Below are 15586 nucleotides of genomic sequence, written 5' to 3'. Positions count from 1 at the left end.
ATTTGAGTGAAAGAATGCACAATTCATACCAACACTGACCCATATAAATATGAGTCCGATTGTCGCACAGATAAGCTTGCATCCATAGAGAGCAAAGGGAGGCTTTTGTTGTTTAGTCAGCCACTACTCGCTGCCGAGTTTCTAGGGACGGTTGTATTTGCTATCACCGGTGCCTTAGCCGCCACCGGTAAGCGCATCGACATCTTTGGCGTCATGGTATTAGCCGTCGTCACTGCGGTAGGTGGAGGGACTATTCGTGACCTAACCATCAACAACGGCCCCATCTTTTGGCTTGAAGAGACCTGGTATATATCAACGGCACTGATTGCGGGTCTCGTGACCTTTATCTTAGCGCGTTATCTTCGCTACCCGCGCCGACTGTTGCTGATATTCGATGCCGCCGGTATCTCACTTTTTGCAATCATCGGTGCGCAAAAGGCCCAGATGGCTGATCTATCGCCCCTACTGGTCGTCATGATGGCCTGTATCACAGCCGTTGCAGGCGGCCTTATCCGTGATGTGCTAACCAATGAAGACCCGATGATTCTTGGCGGTGGCGACGGCGAACTCTATGCCACCTGCACCATACTCGGTGCGATGGTATTTGTATTAGGCGAAGGTTACGTCGACCCGATACTCCTCTCCTACTTGGCAATGTTAGTCATTTTTCTAACCCGACTGGCCGCCATATTTGGCAATTTGCGTCTGCCAAAATTTATTGATGCAGGCCATAGATTAGAGAGTCATGAAGAGGCCAGAAACCCCTCTAAGGATTCAGACCAGTGAGTGACACCAGGCTATTAAAACAGGGATTATTTGTTCGGTTCCTCACCAGCCAACTCACCTCCGGCATGGCGATTCAGATGATGCTGATCGGCTTGGGCTGGCAGGTCTACCTGATGACCGAAAGCGCTATGGCGCTTGGCTGGGTTGGTCTGGCGCGTTATGTACCTCAGATTCTGTTTACGCTGCACGCAGGCGACATGGCCGATCGATACGATCGTCATAAGGTGATGATTTGGAGTCGGGTGCTGCTGTTAATCACCATTGGTGCGCTCTCCTTAACCAGTTTCACTGAGACCATTACAGAAGGGATCATCTACATAGCCTGTTTCATGCTGGGCGTCTCTAGAACCTTCAGCATGCCTGCGGGGCAAGCGATGGTGCCGAATCTGGTGCCGCGCCAGCTTCTGACCCAAGCGATGACACTGACCGCTTCAGCTCGTGAGACCATTACAATTATTGGTCCGGCTTTAGGTGGCGTCATCTATATTTTTGGAGCCGGCACACTCTATGCCACTAGCATGCTGTTCGTCTTAATATCGATTGTGACGCTGTTTGGCATGAAAGATACAGCCATCAAACGGGACCGAAGCGAGCAGCGTCGCAAAGAGTTGTTTGAGGGCTTTGTCCACGTCTGGCGCAACAAACCGGTATGGGGATCGTTAATGCTCGATACGCTGGCGGTTCTAATCGGCAGCGTTACTGCTCTTCTACCGATGATTGCGCACGATATATTACAGACCGATTCAGTCGGTTTAGGCCTGTTAAGAAGCGCACCAGCGGCGGGGGCCGTTGCGATGTCGTTCTTGCTTGCAAAATACCCGATTCAACGACACTCCGGGCGTTGGCTCTATGCGGCCGTCTGGGTCTTTGGCTTGGGCACTCTGGTCTTCGGTTTCTCTGAAGTGATGTGGGTATCGCTGACCGCTCTGTTTGTTCTTGGCGCCGCCGATATGATCAGTGTTGTGATTCGCTCAACACTGGTTCAGGTTGAAACACCCGATGAGATGCGCGGACGGGTCAGCGCGGTTAACTCACTCTTTATTGCAACCTCCAATCAACTGGGTGAATTTGAATCAGGTGCACTTGCCGCCTGGATTGGTGCGGTCCCCTCCATTCTATTTGGTGGCTTTGGCACCCTCGCGCTGGTAGCACTTTGGATTCCGCTCTACCCCACTCTTTGGAACCGAGATCATCTCGTCACACCCGAATCCGAAACTGAAAAATAGAAGCAGTGACAAATAAATAGGGGCCTAACAAGGCCCCTTTAATAGTGACTGCGATCTTATCGATCCAACAGTTCAATCCAGTGATTAACCGGTACCGGCGAAGCTGTCTCAATGTGTAACTGACACCCAATGTTCGCGGTAGCGATCTGTGTCGGTTTATCCCCTGTCAGTGCCTCAACCTTATTGGCTAGCAGCTTTTGACTGATCTTCGGCTGAAGAATCGAGTAGGTGCCCGCGGAACCACAACAGAGATGCTTATCCTTGGTCTTGGCCAGATCAAAGCCCACTTTCTCGAGTACTTTTTCTACGGAGCCGCTCTGTTTCATAGCGTGCTGCAAGGTACAAGGACAGTGGAACGCGATCTTTTCACCATCAGTATTGGGAGCAAGTGGTGACAGATCTTCAGCCAGCAGCACCTCACTGATATCTTTTGTCAGCTCACTCACACGCTTGGCCTTCTCCGCGTAGTCTGGGTCATCTCTTAATAGATGCCCGTACTCCTGAACCATGGCACCGCAACCAGACGCGGTCATCACAATGGCTTCACAACCCCCTTCAATCGCTGGCCACCAGGCGTCAATGTTCTTGCGCATCTCATTAAGACCCGCTTCGTGTGCCGACAGGTGGTAATTCACCGCTCCACAGCATCCAGCTTGTGGTGCTTCAACCAGAGTGATTCCTAGCTTATCCAGTACCCGAGCCGTTGCCGCATTGGTATTGGGTGCAGCACTGGGTTGAGCACAACCGGCAAGAGCCATCATAACTCGAGCATGACGTTTGGCTGGCCAAGGAGAGGCTTTACGTTTAGGCGGGACCTTCTTACCCAGAGCGCCAGGTAGAATCGGTTTAAACACCTGACCTACTTTTAGTAGCGGACCAAAGCGGTTAGCGTGAGGCAGAACCTGTTTCAATCCCCAGCGAACCACTTTTTCCGTAACAGGGCGATCCAATTTCTTCTCAACAATGCCACGACCTATATCAACTAGACGTCCATATTGAACGCCCGATGGACAGGTCGTCTCACATGAACGACAGGTCAGACAGCGATCTAGGTGTGTCCGAGTTTTTTCGGTCACCTCATCGGTCTCCAACAGCTGTTTGATCAGATAGATTCGACCACGCGGGCCGTCTCGTTCATCATTCAACTCTTGGTAGGTTGGGCACGTTGCTGTACAGAAACCACAGTGAACGCAGCTACGCAGAATCTCTTCCGCCTCTTGTCCTTCGGGCGTCGCTAGGAAGGTTTGAACTATATTCGTTTTCATTGCACTGACTCCTACAACCAACCAAACGCACGGCCGGGATTGAATACCCCCTGCGGATCGACAGACGCTTTAATGCGTTGTTGCAGAGCCTGAATTGATGGATTAACCGGATGAAGTACCTCGTCAGTACGATCACCTCCGCGGTAGAGTGAAACCTGTCCACCAGCACTCTCTGCTAGCTCCACCATACGATCGAAACTGTGATCACCGGCATACCAGCGCTCAGCGCCACCCCAGTTGATTAATGAATCCCCTTCGATGGGTAGGACATCCGCACTGCCCTTAACGGAGAAGCGCCAGACTTTTTCCGCATTGAATAGGGCTGGTTTCTGATCTTGCAGATCCGCCCAAAGAGCCAAGGCAACCTCTGGAGCCAGTTCATCACCACCCCAAATTTTTGCAGTCGCATCAACTGCTGAGGCTGCACCTGCCAGACGAACAAACAATTCTCCGTTGTGCCAATAAGCCGCTGTAATCGGCTTTGGCTGACCTGACATGGAGTTCATGCGCTGTATCGCTTCGGCTTGATCCATTGCGAACTTCAAAGTGCGGGTAGTCGCTGGTTTAGGCAGTACTTTTAGAGAGATCTCGGTCATTAGGCCTAATCCACCCATCGCACCCGCTTGCAGACGCGAAAGATCGTAACCGGCGACATTCTTCATCACCTGACCACCAAACCGCAGCTGTTCCGCTTCGCCATTGATCAACCTGACGCCTAATACATGATCACGAATGGATCCGTACCAAGGGCGCCCCGGACCTGAGACGTTAGCGGCCAATGTACCACCTAAGGTTGCTTTGCCACCGAAACGTGGCGGCTCACAGGCCAGCATCTGATTGTGTTCAGATAGTGCAGACTCAATCTCTGCAAGTCTGGTACCGGCACGTGCGGTCATAACGAGCTCAACCGGTTGGTAGCTAACAATGCCTGTGTGACCACTGACATCGATGGTACGATCCGTCTCGATCTGACGTCCCATAAAGGCTTTACTGCCACCCGCTGAAATAGCCAGCGTCTCTTTAGCCTCAACCGCATCACGGACTTGGCTAATCAATTCATTGGTTAAATCAGACACGGAACTCTCCTGCATCAGTATTGCTATTGGCGCTAACCTGAGCATTGGGCGTTAGATCAAGATCCAACGAACGGTACTCCTGACAACTTCTCAAGGTCGGTATACCTTTACCGGGATTAAGAAGCTCTTTGGCATCAAAGGCACGCTTCACTTTGTGGAACTGCTCGATCTCTGAATCACTGAACTGAGCCGGCATTTGACGGAGTTTTTCATAGCCTACGCCGTGCTCGCCCGTGATACAGCCGCCCACCTCAACACAGAGTTCAAGAATTTTGCCACCGAACTCTTCGGTGCGCTCCAGCTCACCCGGTACGTTCGCATCAAAGAGAATCAGTGGGTGCAAGTTGCCATCGCCGGCATGGAAAACGTTGGCCACACGCAGACCGAAGTGCTCTGACATTTTCTGCATCTCGAGCAGCACATGCGTTAGCTGACCACGCGGAATCGTCCCGTCCATGCAGTAGTAGTCTGGTGAAATACGTCCAACGGCTGGGAAGGCTGATTTACGCCCAGCCCATAGACGTGCACGCTCCTCTTCACTTTGAGATGTGCGAACCGAGGTGGCTCCCAGTTCACGAAACAGCGTTTCAACCGCTTCAATATGCTCCGCCACCTCTTCATCGGTGCCATCGACCTCACATAGCAATAGAGCCTGAGCATCGACGGGGTAGCCCGCTTTGGCAAAATCTTCAGCCGCTTTAATGGCAAAGCCATCCATCATCTCAAGACCGCCAGGAATGATACCCTTAGCAATGATCTCACCGACGGCATCACCCGCTTTGGGTACCGAGTCGAATCCTGCAACCACTACCTGAGCACGCTCAGGTTTTGGCAGCAGCTTCACTCGCACTTCGGTGACCACACCCAATAGCCCTTCGGATCCTGTGAACAGCGCCATCAGATCCATACCACAGCTATCAAGACCTTCTGAGCCGATGGTTAGCAGCTCACCTTCCATCGTCAGGAACTGAACACTTAACAGGTTATGCACGGTCAAACCGTATTTAAGGCAGTGGACACCCCCTGAGTTTTCAGCCACGTTACCGCCAATGGTGCAGGCTATTTGCGACGAAGGGTCTGGACCGTAATAGAGATTGTAATCACCTGCCGCTTCACTAATCGCTAGGTTGCGAACACCCGGTTGAACGCGAGCCGCTCTAGCGTCAGTATCGATCTCGAGGATCTTATTGAACTTCGCCATCGATAAGACCACGCCATCACCATGAGGCATAGCACCGGCACACAAACCGGTACCTGCACCACGAGCTACCACAGGGATGTTCTCTTCGTGACAAATTTTAAGAACCTTCTGTGCCTGCTCTACCGTTGATGGCAAAACAACGATCAACGCCTCTTCGCAATAGGCTGAAAGGCCGTCACACTCATAAGGCTTTAACGTTTCGCTGTCACTGATGACGTAGTGCGAATCAATGAACTCATTAAATCGCTGAGCAATGCGTTGACGCTTAGCAACACGATCCGGGCTAGCCACTGCACTCTGCATACTGATCTCCGACCCCACTCTGGGTACTTTTTATTGTTGAGTCTGCTGTTGCCAGTACTCTATACCAGCTTGAGCACACTCCATATCCTGCATTGGTGTACCAGAACTCAATCCGATGCCACCAACTACTTGTCCATTTGACTCCACGGGATAACCGCCGCCCACAACACACAGACGTCCACCCATCGAGGTGTGAATACCAAACACCAACGAGCCGGGTGTACATGCAGCGTTGTACTCGTGCGTCGCTTTGCGAGCAGCCGCTGCGGTGTAGGCTTTGTCTTGAGCGATGGTTACACTGGTGGTTTTACCGCCATCCATACGTTCAAAAGCGATCAAATTCCCTGACTCATCTGTTATCGCGATACACATAGGTACACCAATCTCATTAGCTCGGTTTCGAGCCCCTTCGATTAACAGACGAGCATCTTCAATATCTAAGCGTTTCAGTTCGAGCATAAGTTCAACCTCTTAAATTGGAGTAGTAGACAGACCAATAGAGCGATGCTGTCACAAAAACTTACGCAGCTGTCTACTGGTATGACCACTTGAAATCAAACCACTGATTTGATGGTCACTCACTCGATGAAACGTTTATGCATTCAAACCCAGATGGGGCTTGCGTTTCAATTGATGGCGTGGAAAACTGGTCTGACCAATCCATACCGAGATGCGAAATAGATGAGCCAATCTGCAAGCAGCGCTGTTAATGAAGTCACTCAATATCTGCAAAAATTGATTGCTGATGGTGAGTTAGGACCGGAGAGCAAGATCCCGTCTGAACGATCCCTCTCTGCACGTCTAGGTGTGTCGCGTACCATTGTTCGAGAGGCACTGCATACACTCTCGGGTAAAGGGATCATTGAAACGCACCACGGTAGAGGATCATTTGTCTCCTGCGCGGTCACCAGTTCAGAAAACAAGTCCGCTCTGATCAATCTGTTTGGTCAGGATCCCAAGGCTGTACTGGAAATTCTTGAGGTCCGTGAACAGCTGGAGGGGCAAGCTTGCTTTCTAGCCGCACAACGAGCGACCGCTCGCGATCAGTATCGCATTCGTGAGGCGTTCAAGAAGATGGAGTCGGTAGCCCCCGATTGGGATGCCAACTTGGACCATGAGTTTCATAGACGCGTGATCGAGGCATCCCACAACTCGGTATTGATACACACCTTGTCAAGTTTGAAGGATCTGACGCTGATTAGCATTCAAGAGGCTGTTAGAAACTTCAACCAGAAAGGGGGCTTTAAGCAGGTGGTCGATAAACACCACAGCGAAATCTACCAGGCAGTGACCACAGGACAATCGGCCTGGGCTCGATCGGCTGCCATGGACCACGTTCGACATGTGCGAGAGGCCTTAAAAGTGCTGTTTGATGTCGAAATGAAGCGGCTAAACGATTTTCAAAGCTCCACCTCTGGCAAGTAACTCCCAATATGCGCTTAATATTCATCTCTCTTCTGGCTCTATTTATGAGCCTGATGCTTGTAGCGTCTGGCAATGCCTATTTGATGTCGCTGATTGGCGTTCGTTTGGGTATGGCGAATACACCGCCAACCGAGATTGGTTGGATCATGACCTTCTACTCTATCGGGTTTGTGATTGGCTCAATCTTTGCTCAACGGCTGCTGATCAGAGTGGGACACATTCGGGCATTCTCGACACTGGCCAGTCTTGCCGCGATGGCCGCTCTGCTCTACCCCTTCGCTGAGGATTTTTGGGTTTGGAGTCTACTCAGGATTATCGGCGGGTTCAGCGTTGCTGGTCTATTCATTGCGATAGAGAGTTGGTTTAGCGCCGTGGCTAGCGACAACAACCGCGCTACCCTATTCTCTCTGTACACCATTGCAGCCTATTCAGCGGCAGCATCAGGGCAGGTCATTCTCGGCCACTCCTCTGGCCTGCAAATATCCACAGCCTTCATCATTGCGGGGCTTCTACTGATCGCAGCCGTCATCCCTCTCTCTGCGTCACGCCTTCAATCACCGCCCCTAGAGACTGCAGAGTTCATGTCACTGCAGCGACTCTGGCGTAAATCGGCGCTGGGGCTTTTTTCAGCATTTTGTGGCGGGCTGTTGATCGGTTCGTTCTACGCACTGGTTCCGCTCTATGCCACATTGAGCGACATTGCAACGGATCAAATTGCTACCTTGATGTCGATATCGGTTATGAGCGCGATGCTGTTCGCTTGGCCCATTGGTTGGCTTTGTGACCGCGTCACACGAAGCAAAGTGTTAACGGCAACCGCCCTCGTCGCAGCTCTAGCAGCTCTGGGAGCATCACTGTTTGGTTCTGATCAGTTTGTGCTGCTGATTCTTTCGACCTCACTGTTCATGGCGATGATTGCGGCGATCTACTCAATAGCGGTAGCGATTACCAACGACTTGATTCGCAGTGAGGAGCGTGTTGCCGCCTCCTCGACACTGATGCTGAGCTATGGCCTTGGCAGTATTGCAGGGCCACTGTTAGGCTCAATGCTACTGGGCTCTTTTGCACCCGGTTCGTTGTTCTTGGGATTCGTGGTTATTCTGCTGATGCTGGTCGTGTTTACACTATTCAGACAGGTACAAAAACCACCCGTACCGATCGAAGAGCAGGAGCAGTTTATCCCTGCGATGCCAGAAACACAGGTCATTGCAGAGTTTGACCCTCGTACCGAGGATCTACCCGACACTGCGATTGAAGAGCTATTCCCAGACGAAGTGGTTGAGGCGGTACAAGGGGTTAATGAAACGGATCAGCCCGTTTACTCTATAGTTGAGAGCGACTCACTGACCGATGAAACTCTGGAGCCATTAGAGGGCTTGGCGGAACAGAAGTCTGAGCACAGTTTCGATATCCATGAAGAGGCTATTCAAGCACAGGCAGAGGAAGCCTCTTCACAGAAACCCTAGGGAGCCTGAGATGTCATGGACCTATTCGTAGGCTCCCTAAAATTAGCCTAGGTAGCTAAACCCACCTTGACGATAATAATCATGCAGATCGGTCATCGATTCAAAGGCATGATTCGCAATCGACAATTCAGATCTTGGTGGGAAACTCTCCGGCACAACAGCCACCGACATCGAAGCTGCTTTACCGGCAATCGTTCCATTGACAGAGTCTTCGATGATGAGCACTTGCCAAGGATCAGCACCGATCCGTTTCGCGGCTTGTAGGAACACCTCGGGGTGAGGTTTAGATAGTCCAATCTCTGAGCCTGAGGCATAGACAGTAATCGGTAAGTTATGAGTCTTAATCACCGCTTCAATCAATCTAATCGCCGAACTGGAGGCAATCGCCATTGGAACGGCATCGGCTTGAAGCTGGTCGATGAATGCCATTACCCCTTTCATCAACGGCAGTGTCACCAACCGTTTTTCCATCTCCGAAATGACTTGGTCAACCATCTCTTCAACCACTAGGCCTTTCTCTGGGTAGAGACGGTTCATCTTGGTCATGAAATCAAAGGTCGTTGCGCCGGCGTGTTTTTTGAGCTCTTCGATCTCCATATGGATACCAAACTTAGCCAACACCTCCTGTTCCACAAGCTTCCACTGCGGTTCGGAATCGACCAACACGCCATCCATATCGAAAAGAACAAACATAAACACCTCAAATTTTTTCTTGATTATAACTATCAATTAGTCGACTTGGTCATGTATTTGTAGCGATAACCCTATATATTGTCGGAATACCAAAATTAATTGTGCATAAGGAGATATGCAGATGACACGTGAAGTAGTTGTTCTAAGCGCAATGCGTTCACCAATCGGTGCTTTTGGTGGCAGCCTAAGTTCTATGGAGCCAGCAGAGCTAGCGGGCACTGTTATGAAAGAGGCGGTTGCACGTTCTAAAGCGGATCCCGAGAAGATCCACTACGTGACGGTTGGTAACTGTATTCCAACAGAATCACGCTACCCCTACGTTGCACGTGTTGCCTCTATCCAGGCAGGTCTACCTATGAACTCAGTTGCGATGGCTGTTAACCGCCTATGTGCTTCAGGCCTTCAAGCGGTGGTATCCAGTGCTCAACAGATCGAGCTAGGTCAATGCGACTATGCTGTTGGCGGTGGTGTCGAGGTGATGTCACGCGGTACTTACATGGCACCTGCTATGCGTACCGGTGCTCGCATGGGTGATACTGGCATGATTGACGCGATGGTGTCCGTTCTGACCGATCCATTTGGCGCTGGTCACATGGGGATCACGGCTGAAAACTTGGCGGAAAAATGGAACATCTCTCGTGAAGAGCAAGATGCGTTCGCGGCAGAGTCACAACGTCGTGCTGAAGTAGCGATTAATGAAGGTCGATTCAAAGATCAGATCGTTCCAATCACACTGAAGTCTCGCAAAGGCGAAACTGTGTTTGATACGGACGAACACCCTAAACCAGGTACGACCGCAGAAAAACTGAGCGGCATGCGTCCTGCATTTAAGAAAGACGGTACTGTTACAGCAGGTAATGCTTCAGGCATCAATGACGGTGCAGCCTTCCTTGTGCTTGCAGATGCTGAAACCGCTAAAGCAAACGGTGAGACACCTATCGCTAAGATCGTCTCTTACGCGGTTGCCGGTGTACCTAACCACATCATGGGTGAAGGCCCTATCCCATCATCAAAAGCCGCACTAGAGAGTGCCGGCCTAACCATTGATGATATGGATGTGATCGAATCTAACGAAGCCTTTGCCGCTCAAGCGATTGCAGTCTCTAAAGGTCTAGGTCTTCCTGCAGACAAAACCAATCCGAACGGTGGCGCTATTGCATTAGGCCACCCTGTTGGCTGTTCCGGTGCTTTCATCGCGACTAAGGCGATTCACGAGCTGCAACGTACTGGTGGCAAATACGCGCTAGTAACCATGTGTATCGGTGGTGGTCAGGGTATCGCTGTCATCTTCGAACGAATCTAATCGTTGGAACATTAAAAAAAACCGGCAGTAGCCGGTTTTTTTTGGGGCAATTTTCAATCGAGGCGATCACTGCTTCTGAGTAATTAAATCCAAGTGTCTGCCGCTAGCGTAATGAGTATACCTATAACTAAATCACTCTATATAATGAGGTAATAACATGGTTCAAATTACGCGACGCGGAGATATTTTACATACCTATGGAGATGTTCCTGCTGCTGGGAGCGACTGTCCAGATTTTACACTCACGGCAGCCGACCTGTCTGAGTTCTCTCTATCTGATCTTGCAGGCAAAACGGTTGTATTGAACATCTTCCCGAGCATCGATACTCCAACCTGTGCCACCTCAGTCCGCACGTTCAATGAGCAGTTGGCGAGTCATGATGGCGTTGAGGTGATTAATGTCTCAGCAGACCTACCGTTTGCACAAGCACGTTTCTGTGGTGCCGAAGGTCTAGAGAGGGTCAGTAATGCATCCACCTTCCGTAACCCAGAGTTTGGTAAAAGCTTTGGCGTCGAAATCATCGATTCAGGTATGCGTGGGCTTCTGGCTAGAGCCATTGTGGTGATTCGTGATGGCAAAGTACTGCATTCAGAACTGGTTCCAGAGATTGCGCAACAGCCTAACTACGATGCCGCTCTAAACGCTGCAACAGCCTAACCTCAATAACGGTGCCAGAGTCCATTCTGGCACCGAATCGTTTTTCTTTTTTCGAATACCTAATTCCCCTTTTCGAGTTCACTCGTCCGCACTAACTTGTTAATCTTCTGTACAAATTGACTCATTTTTAAGGATTTTTCATGAGCAAACTTGAGATGCTACGCAATAACCCAATCGGTTTGGGTTGTATGAACATGTCACACGCCTACAACACCCCGGTATCAGATGACGAGGCGATCAAAGGGTTTCGTGAAGCCTTTGAGATGGGCTACCGCCATTTTGATACGGCGACCTTATACGGTGGCGGCAAAAATGAGAAAGTTGTTGGCGAAGCGCTCAAGTCGGTCCGCGATGAGATCTTTTTGGCATCAAAATGTGTTCTCTACATCGACCCTGAAAAAGGTAAAGCACTAGACGGCCGCCCTGAAACCATCAAAGCACAGTGTGAAGCCAGCTTAAAACGCCTTCAAACAGATCAAATCGACCTCTACTACCTGCACCGTCGTGACTTTGACGTTCCAATTGAAGAGAGTGCAGGCGCCATGGCTGACCTTATCAAAGAGGGTAAAATTGCGAGCTACGGTCTTTCAGAAATGTCAGCTGACACCTTGCGAGCCGCCCATAAAGAGTGCCCCGTTGCCGCTATCCAAACTGAGTATTCACTTTGGACTCGCAACCCAGAGATCGCGGTTCTCGACGCCTGCCGTGAACTAGACGTTACCTTCGTCGCCTTCAGCCCACTGGCACGTGGCTTTTTAAGTCTCACAATCGACAACTTGGACGAACTGGCTGAAAAAGACATTCGCCGTGCCATGCCACGCTTCTACCCAGAGAACTTTGAACAGAACAGAGCGCTACTGAGTGACTATGTTGCCATTGCTGAGCGTGCTGGCTGTACCCCAGCGCAATTAGCGCTGGCCTGGATCCGTGCAAAGGATCCCTCGATTGTTTCGATTCCAGGCACTCGCTTTGTCGAGCACATGCGTGACAACCTAGGCGCAGCCGATGTCACACTGAGTAGCGACATTGTTAATGAGTTAGAACAACTCATTAACCGCGATACCGTGGCCGGTGAGCGCTATAGTGCCGGTCAACAAACTGAGATCGACACCGAAGAGTTTGCTTAATCATGCGTAGCATTACCTCGATAGAGGGGAATACACAGAAGCTGGATGGCGGTTCAATGTTTGGTAATGCGCCTCGCGCGTTATGGCAACGCTGGATAGAGCCTGATGAGCTTAACCGTATTCCCTTAGCCTGCCGCGCCATGCTGGTTCAGGAGAGCAGCCCAAAACGTAACATCTTGGTTGAGACTGGCGTTGGCGCATTCTTCAGCCCTGAGATGAAAGATCGCTACGGTATTCAAGAGCAAGAGCACTGCCTGATCAAAAATCTTCAGGCTGCAGGTGTCTCCCACGAAGAGATCGACATTGTTCTATTGACCCACCTCCATTTTGACCACGCAGGCGGGCTACTGTCTGAGTGGCAAGAGGGTGAGGATCCTTACCTGCTCTTCCCAAATGCGAAATACTTAGTCGGTGAAGTCCAATGGCAGCGCGCAAACGACCCTCATGCTCGTGATCGCGCCTCTTACATACCTATGTTGATCAAACTGCTGGAGGAGTCAGGTCGATTAGAGATCATTCCTGAGGGCCAACAGTCAGCAACACTGGGAGATGGCTGGACACTGCATGAGAGCTCAGGGCATACACCCGGCCAAATACTGCCAGAAGTCGAGATGCCAGAGGGACCGGTCGTTTACCCTGGGGATCTTATTCCCGGCAGCGCCTGGGTTCATCTCCCCATCACCATGGGCTATGACCGTTTCCCAGAGCAGTTGATTGATGAGAAACGACAACTGCTTGAAGGGCTTGAAAGTCGGGGTGGACGTTTACTCTTTGTACACGACCCTTTTGTAGCGATAGGCCGTGTGACCAAGGGTGCTAAAGGCAAGTACTCGGTTGAACAGACCAGTAAACAGGTTAGCGCTCTCAGTAACTGAGGGCCTAACTATTTAGAGGCACGCCATTGATGCAGTTTCTGATAGCTCTGTATCAGTCGTTGATGGCGCTCTAATCCAGTCAATTCCATACCGACTGGCTCGAGACCATAGAAACGAATTGTTCCATTCACCGAGCCAACCACAGCCTCAATCCGATCTTTACCAAACATGCGGGTAAAGTTGTTGAGATAGTGCTCAAGGGCCATATCTGAATCTAACTCCACCTCAATGACAGCATCCATTGCACGATAGAACAGCGCGCGATCTAGGGTGTTATCGTTGTACTGCAAGAAGGCCTCAACCAACTCTTTAGCCTGAGGTAACTGACCCAGTGCTAGGTGAATCAGCAGTTTTAGTTCAAGAATGGTGAGCTGCCCCCAGACGCTGTTCTCATCAAACTCAATGCCGATCAACGTGCGGATATCAGTGTAGTTATCCAGCTCGCTCTCTTCTAGACGAACCAGCAACTCCTCTAGGTCTTCATCACACAACTCGTGCAGACAGAGAATCGCCTCGCGAAACTCCAGTGATTTATTGGTGTTATCCCAAATCAGATCTTCAACGGGATAGACCTCAGAGTAATCTGGAACCAGTATTCGAACCGCCGGTACACCCAGGTCATCATAGTTCGCTTGATAGGACTCTTTACCCATCGACTCCAGAATACCAAACAGCCTGTCAGCCTCCTCTCTGTTGGTACCTGAGAAATCCCAATCCACAAATTCGTAATCAAAGGCGTCACTGAAGAAGCGCCAGCTCACAACACCACTGGAGTCGATGAAGTGCTCAACAAAGTTATTCGGTTCAGTCAGCTCATGTGAGTTAAAGGTCGGTGGTGGCAGGTCGTTTAACCCTTCAAAGCTGCGGCCCTGCAGCAATTCAGTCAGGCTTCTTTCAATAGCGACATGCAGACTGGGGTGGGCACCGAACGAGGCAAACACACCGCCCGTTTTAGGGTTCATTAGCGTGACACAGGCGACTGGGAACTGACCGCCCAACGAGGCATCTTTAACCAAAACAGGAAAGCCCTGCTCTTCTAGCGCCTTGATGCCCTCCACAATACCCGGCCAGCGTTCAAGCACCAGCGAGGGCACATCGGGAAGCGCAATCTCCTGCTCAAGAATCTGACGTTTAACCGCACGTTCAAAGATCTCAGAAAGACACTGAACCTGAGCCTCTTCAAGGGTATTGCCGGCACTCATACCGTTACTCAAAAAGAGGTTTTCAATCAGGTTCGATGGGAAGTAGATCGTTTCACCATCCGATCGACGCTGGAATGGTAGAGCGCAGATCCCCCTATCCTCATTACCAGAGTTGGTATCGATTAAGTTAGAGCCACTTAAATCCTGATCAGGGTCGTAGATCTCAAGAGTGTACTCATCCAATAACCCCTCTGGGATATCATCCTCTTCCGTCAGTTCAAACCAGCATTCATCTGGGCGGTGGACAAACTCTGCTTCAGCCAACTCTTGGCCAAAATACTGATCGTTGTAGAAAAAGTTACAGGAGAGACGCTCTAAAAACTCACCCAATGCAGAGGCCAGTGCTGCCTCTTTTGTGGCCCCTTTACCGTTGGTAAAACACATAGGAGAGGCCGCATCACGAATGTGCAGCGACCAGACATTGGGGACAATGTTGCGCCAGGAGGCTACCTCTATTTTCATCCCCAGATCAGCAAGAATCTGTGTCATCTTTACGATGGTCTGTTCAAGTGGCGCGTCTTTACCTTCAATGAAGGTTTCACTGTCGGTAGCAATCGCTAGTAGAGCTTGGGCATCCTCATCAAGACTGTCGACGACCTCTATCTGGAACTCAGGACCCTCTTGCACGACTTTTTTCACGGTACAACGTTCAATGGAGCGAAGGATACCGGTGCGATCTTTATCACTGAGATCTTCTGGCAACTCAACACTGATTTTGAAGATCTGTTTGTAACGATTCTCAGGATCGACAATGTTGTTCTGAGCAAGACGGATATTATCGGTAGAGATGCCTCGCGCTTCGCAGTAGACCTTTACGAAATAGGCAGCACACAGCGCTGATGAAGCCAAAAAGTAGTCAAATGGACCGGGAGCTGAGCCATCGCCTTTGTAGCGAACGGGCTGATCGGCGATCACGGTGAAGTCGTCAAACTTCGCTTCTAGGCGTAAGTTATCGAGGTAGTTAACTTTAATTTCCATGA

14 protein-coding genes are annotated in these 15586 nt (G+C 50.5%); 8 read left to right on the top strand and 6 right to left on the bottom strand.

The window, feature by feature from the left end:
* Positions 1 to 6 precede the first annotated feature (6 nt).
* Together XMG59_RS06280 and XMG59_RS06275 are read left to right on the top strand one after the other, a co-directional pair.
* Complete coding sequence (locus XMG59_RS06280) at positions 7 to 786, top strand: trimeric intracellular cation channel family protein (RefSeq protein WP_371739685.1); 780 nt, start codon at positions 7 to 9, stop codon at positions 784 to 786.
* Positions 783 to 2012, top strand: coding sequence for an MFS transporter (locus tag XMG59_RS06275; protein ID WP_173483086.1), 1230 nt, complete (start codon positions 783 to 785; stop codon positions 2010 to 2012). The genes XMG59_RS06280 and XMG59_RS06275 overlap by 4 nt, the downstream gene beginning before the upstream one ends.
* Positions 2013 to 2068: 56 nt before the next feature.
* Here XMG59_RS06275 and glcF read toward each other — a convergent pair whose 3' ends face one another.
* From glcF to XMG59_RS06255, 4 genes are read right to left on the bottom strand one after another with little or no spacing between them, the layout of a single operon-like run.
* Positions 2069 to 3277, bottom strand: a complete 1209-nt coding sequence (glcF, locus tag XMG59_RS06270; RefSeq protein WP_173484634.1) for a glycolate oxidase subunit GlcF — start codon at positions 3275 to 3277, stop codon at positions 2069 to 2071.
* 11 nt (positions 3278 to 3288) lie between these two features.
* Positions 3289 to 4353 (bottom strand): glycolate oxidase subunit GlcE, encoded by a 1065-nt coding sequence (gene glcE, locus XMG59_RS06265; RefSeq protein WP_173481330.1) that lies wholly within the window; start codon positions 4351 to 4353, stop codon positions 3289 to 3291.
* The gene (locus XMG59_RS06260) at positions 4346 to 5857 is read right to left on the bottom strand and encodes an FAD-linked oxidase C-terminal domain-containing protein (RefSeq protein ID WP_173498392.1); all 1512 of its coding nucleotides are present in this window, start codon (positions 5855 to 5857) and stop codon (positions 4346 to 4348) included. Before XMG59_RS06260 ends, glcE begins: the two co-directional genes overlap by 8 nt.
* 30 nt (positions 5858 to 5887) lie before the next feature.
* Complete coding sequence (locus XMG59_RS06255) at positions 5888 to 6316, bottom strand: heme-binding protein (protein WP_173481332.1); 429 nt, start codon at positions 6314 to 6316, stop codon at positions 5888 to 5890.
* Positions 6317 to 6538: 222 nt separating this feature from the next.
* On the opposite strand from XMG59_RS06255, the gene XMG59_RS06250 reads away from it, so the two are divergent.
* Both XMG59_RS06250 and XMG59_RS06245 read left to right on the top strand, forming a co-directional pair.
* Positions 6539 to 7282: a FadR/GntR family transcriptional regulator gene (locus XMG59_RS06250; RefSeq protein ID WP_173498391.1), complete on the top strand. Its 744-nt coding sequence runs from the start codon at positions 6539 to 6541 to the stop codon at positions 7280 to 7282.
* 8 nt (positions 7283 to 7290) lie between these two features.
* Positions 7291 to 8748 carry an MFS transporter gene (locus XMG59_RS06245; protein ID WP_173481334.1) on the top strand — a complete coding sequence of 486 codons (1458 nt, stop codon included), beginning with the start codon at positions 7291 to 7293 and terminating at the stop codon, positions 8746 to 8748.
* A gap of 42 nt (positions 8749 to 8790) precedes the next feature.
* Here the strand turns inward: XMG59_RS06245 and XMG59_RS06240 are convergent, their stop codons facing one another.
* The gene (locus XMG59_RS06240) at positions 8791 to 9441 is read right to left on the bottom strand and encodes an HAD family phosphatase (RefSeq protein WP_173481335.1); all 651 of its coding nucleotides are present in this window, start codon (positions 9439 to 9441) and stop codon (positions 8791 to 8793) included.
* A 121-nt stretch (positions 9442 to 9562) separates the two neighbouring features.
* On the opposite strand from XMG59_RS06240, the gene XMG59_RS06235 reads away from it, so the two are divergent.
* From XMG59_RS06235 to XMG59_RS06220, 4 genes are all read left to right on the top strand, one after another.
* The gene (locus XMG59_RS06235; protein ID WP_173481336.1) at positions 9563 to 10744 is read left to right on the top strand and encodes an acetyl-CoA C-acyltransferase family protein; all 1182 of its coding nucleotides are present in this window, start codon (positions 9563 to 9565) and stop codon (positions 10742 to 10744) included.
* A gap of 157 nt (positions 10745 to 10901) precedes the next feature.
* On the top strand, positions 10902 to 11402 hold the full coding sequence (gene tpx / locus XMG59_RS06230) for a thiol peroxidase (protein ID WP_173481338.1): 501 nt from the start codon (positions 10902 to 10904) through the stop codon (positions 11400 to 11402).
* 140 nt (positions 11403 to 11542) lie between these two features.
* Positions 11543 to 12529, top strand: coding sequence for an aldo/keto reductase (locus tag XMG59_RS06225; RefSeq protein ID WP_173481339.1), 987 nt, complete (start codon positions 11543 to 11545; stop codon positions 12527 to 12529).
* Between the two features lie 2 nt (positions 12530 to 12531).
* Positions 12532 to 13404: an MBL fold metallo-hydrolase gene (locus XMG59_RS06220; RefSeq protein ID WP_173498390.1), complete on the top strand. Its 873-nt coding sequence runs from the start codon at positions 12532 to 12534 to the stop codon at positions 13402 to 13404.
* 8 nt (positions 13405 to 13412) lie between these two features.
* On the opposite strand, the gene XMG59_RS06215 is transcribed toward XMG59_RS06220, so the two are convergent.
* Positions 13413 to 15584: an OsmC domain/YcaO domain-containing protein gene (locus XMG59_RS06215; RefSeq protein ID WP_173498389.1), complete on the bottom strand. Its 2172-nt coding sequence runs from the start codon at positions 15582 to 15584 to the stop codon at positions 13413 to 13415.
* Between the last annotated feature and the right edge of the window lie 2 nt (positions 15585 to 15586).

The organism is Marinobacterium sp. xm-g-59 (genome assembly GCF_013283315.1).
Lineage (GTDB): Bacteria > Pseudomonadota > Gammaproteobacteria > Pseudomonadales > Balneatricaceae > Marinobacterium_E.
This window is presented reverse-complemented; position numbering and strand designations above follow the sequence as displayed.

Bases quoted from the DNA above. Each gene is read 5' to 3' on its own strand.
- glcF (WP_173484634.1), bottom strand. From the start codon at position 3,277: ATGAAAACGAATATAGTTCAAACCTTCCTAGCGACGCCCGAAGGACAA.
- XMG59_RS06260 (WP_173498392.1), bottom strand. From the start codon at position 5,857: ATGCAGAGTGCAGTGGCTAGCCCGGATCGTGTTGCTAAGCGTCAACGC.
- XMG59_RS06255 (WP_173481332.1), bottom strand. From the start codon at position 6,316: ATGCTCGAACTGAAACGCTTAGATATTGAAGATGCTCGTCTGTTAATC.
- XMG59_RS06250 (WP_173498391.1), top strand. From the start codon at position 6,539: ATGAGCCAATCTGCAAGCAGCGCTGTTAATGAAGTCACTCAATATCTG.
- XMG59_RS06245 (WP_173481334.1), top strand. From the start codon at position 7,291: ATGCGCTTAATATTCATCTCTCTTCTGGCTCTATTTATGAGCCTGATG.
- XMG59_RS06240 (WP_173481335.1), bottom strand. From the start codon at position 9,441: ATGTTTGTTCTTTTCGATATGGATGGCGTGTTGGTCGATTCCGAACCG.
- XMG59_RS06235 (WP_173481336.1), top strand. From the start codon at position 9,563: ATGACACGTGAAGTAGTTGTTCTAAGCGCAATGCGTTCACCAATCGGT.
- tpx (WP_173481338.1), top strand. From the start codon at position 10,902: ATGGTTCAAATTACGCGACGCGGAGATATTTTACATACCTATGGAGAT.
- XMG59_RS06225 (WP_173481339.1), top strand. From the start codon at position 11,543: ATGAGCAAACTTGAGATGCTACGCAATAACCCAATCGGTTTGGGTTGT.
- XMG59_RS06220 (WP_173498390.1), top strand. From the start codon at position 12,532: ATGCGTAGCATTACCTCGATAGAGGGGAATACACAGAAGCTGGATGGC.
- XMG59_RS06215 (WP_173498389.1), bottom strand. From the start codon at position 15,584: ATGGAAATTAAAGTTAACTACCTCGATAACTTACGCCTAGAAGCGAAG.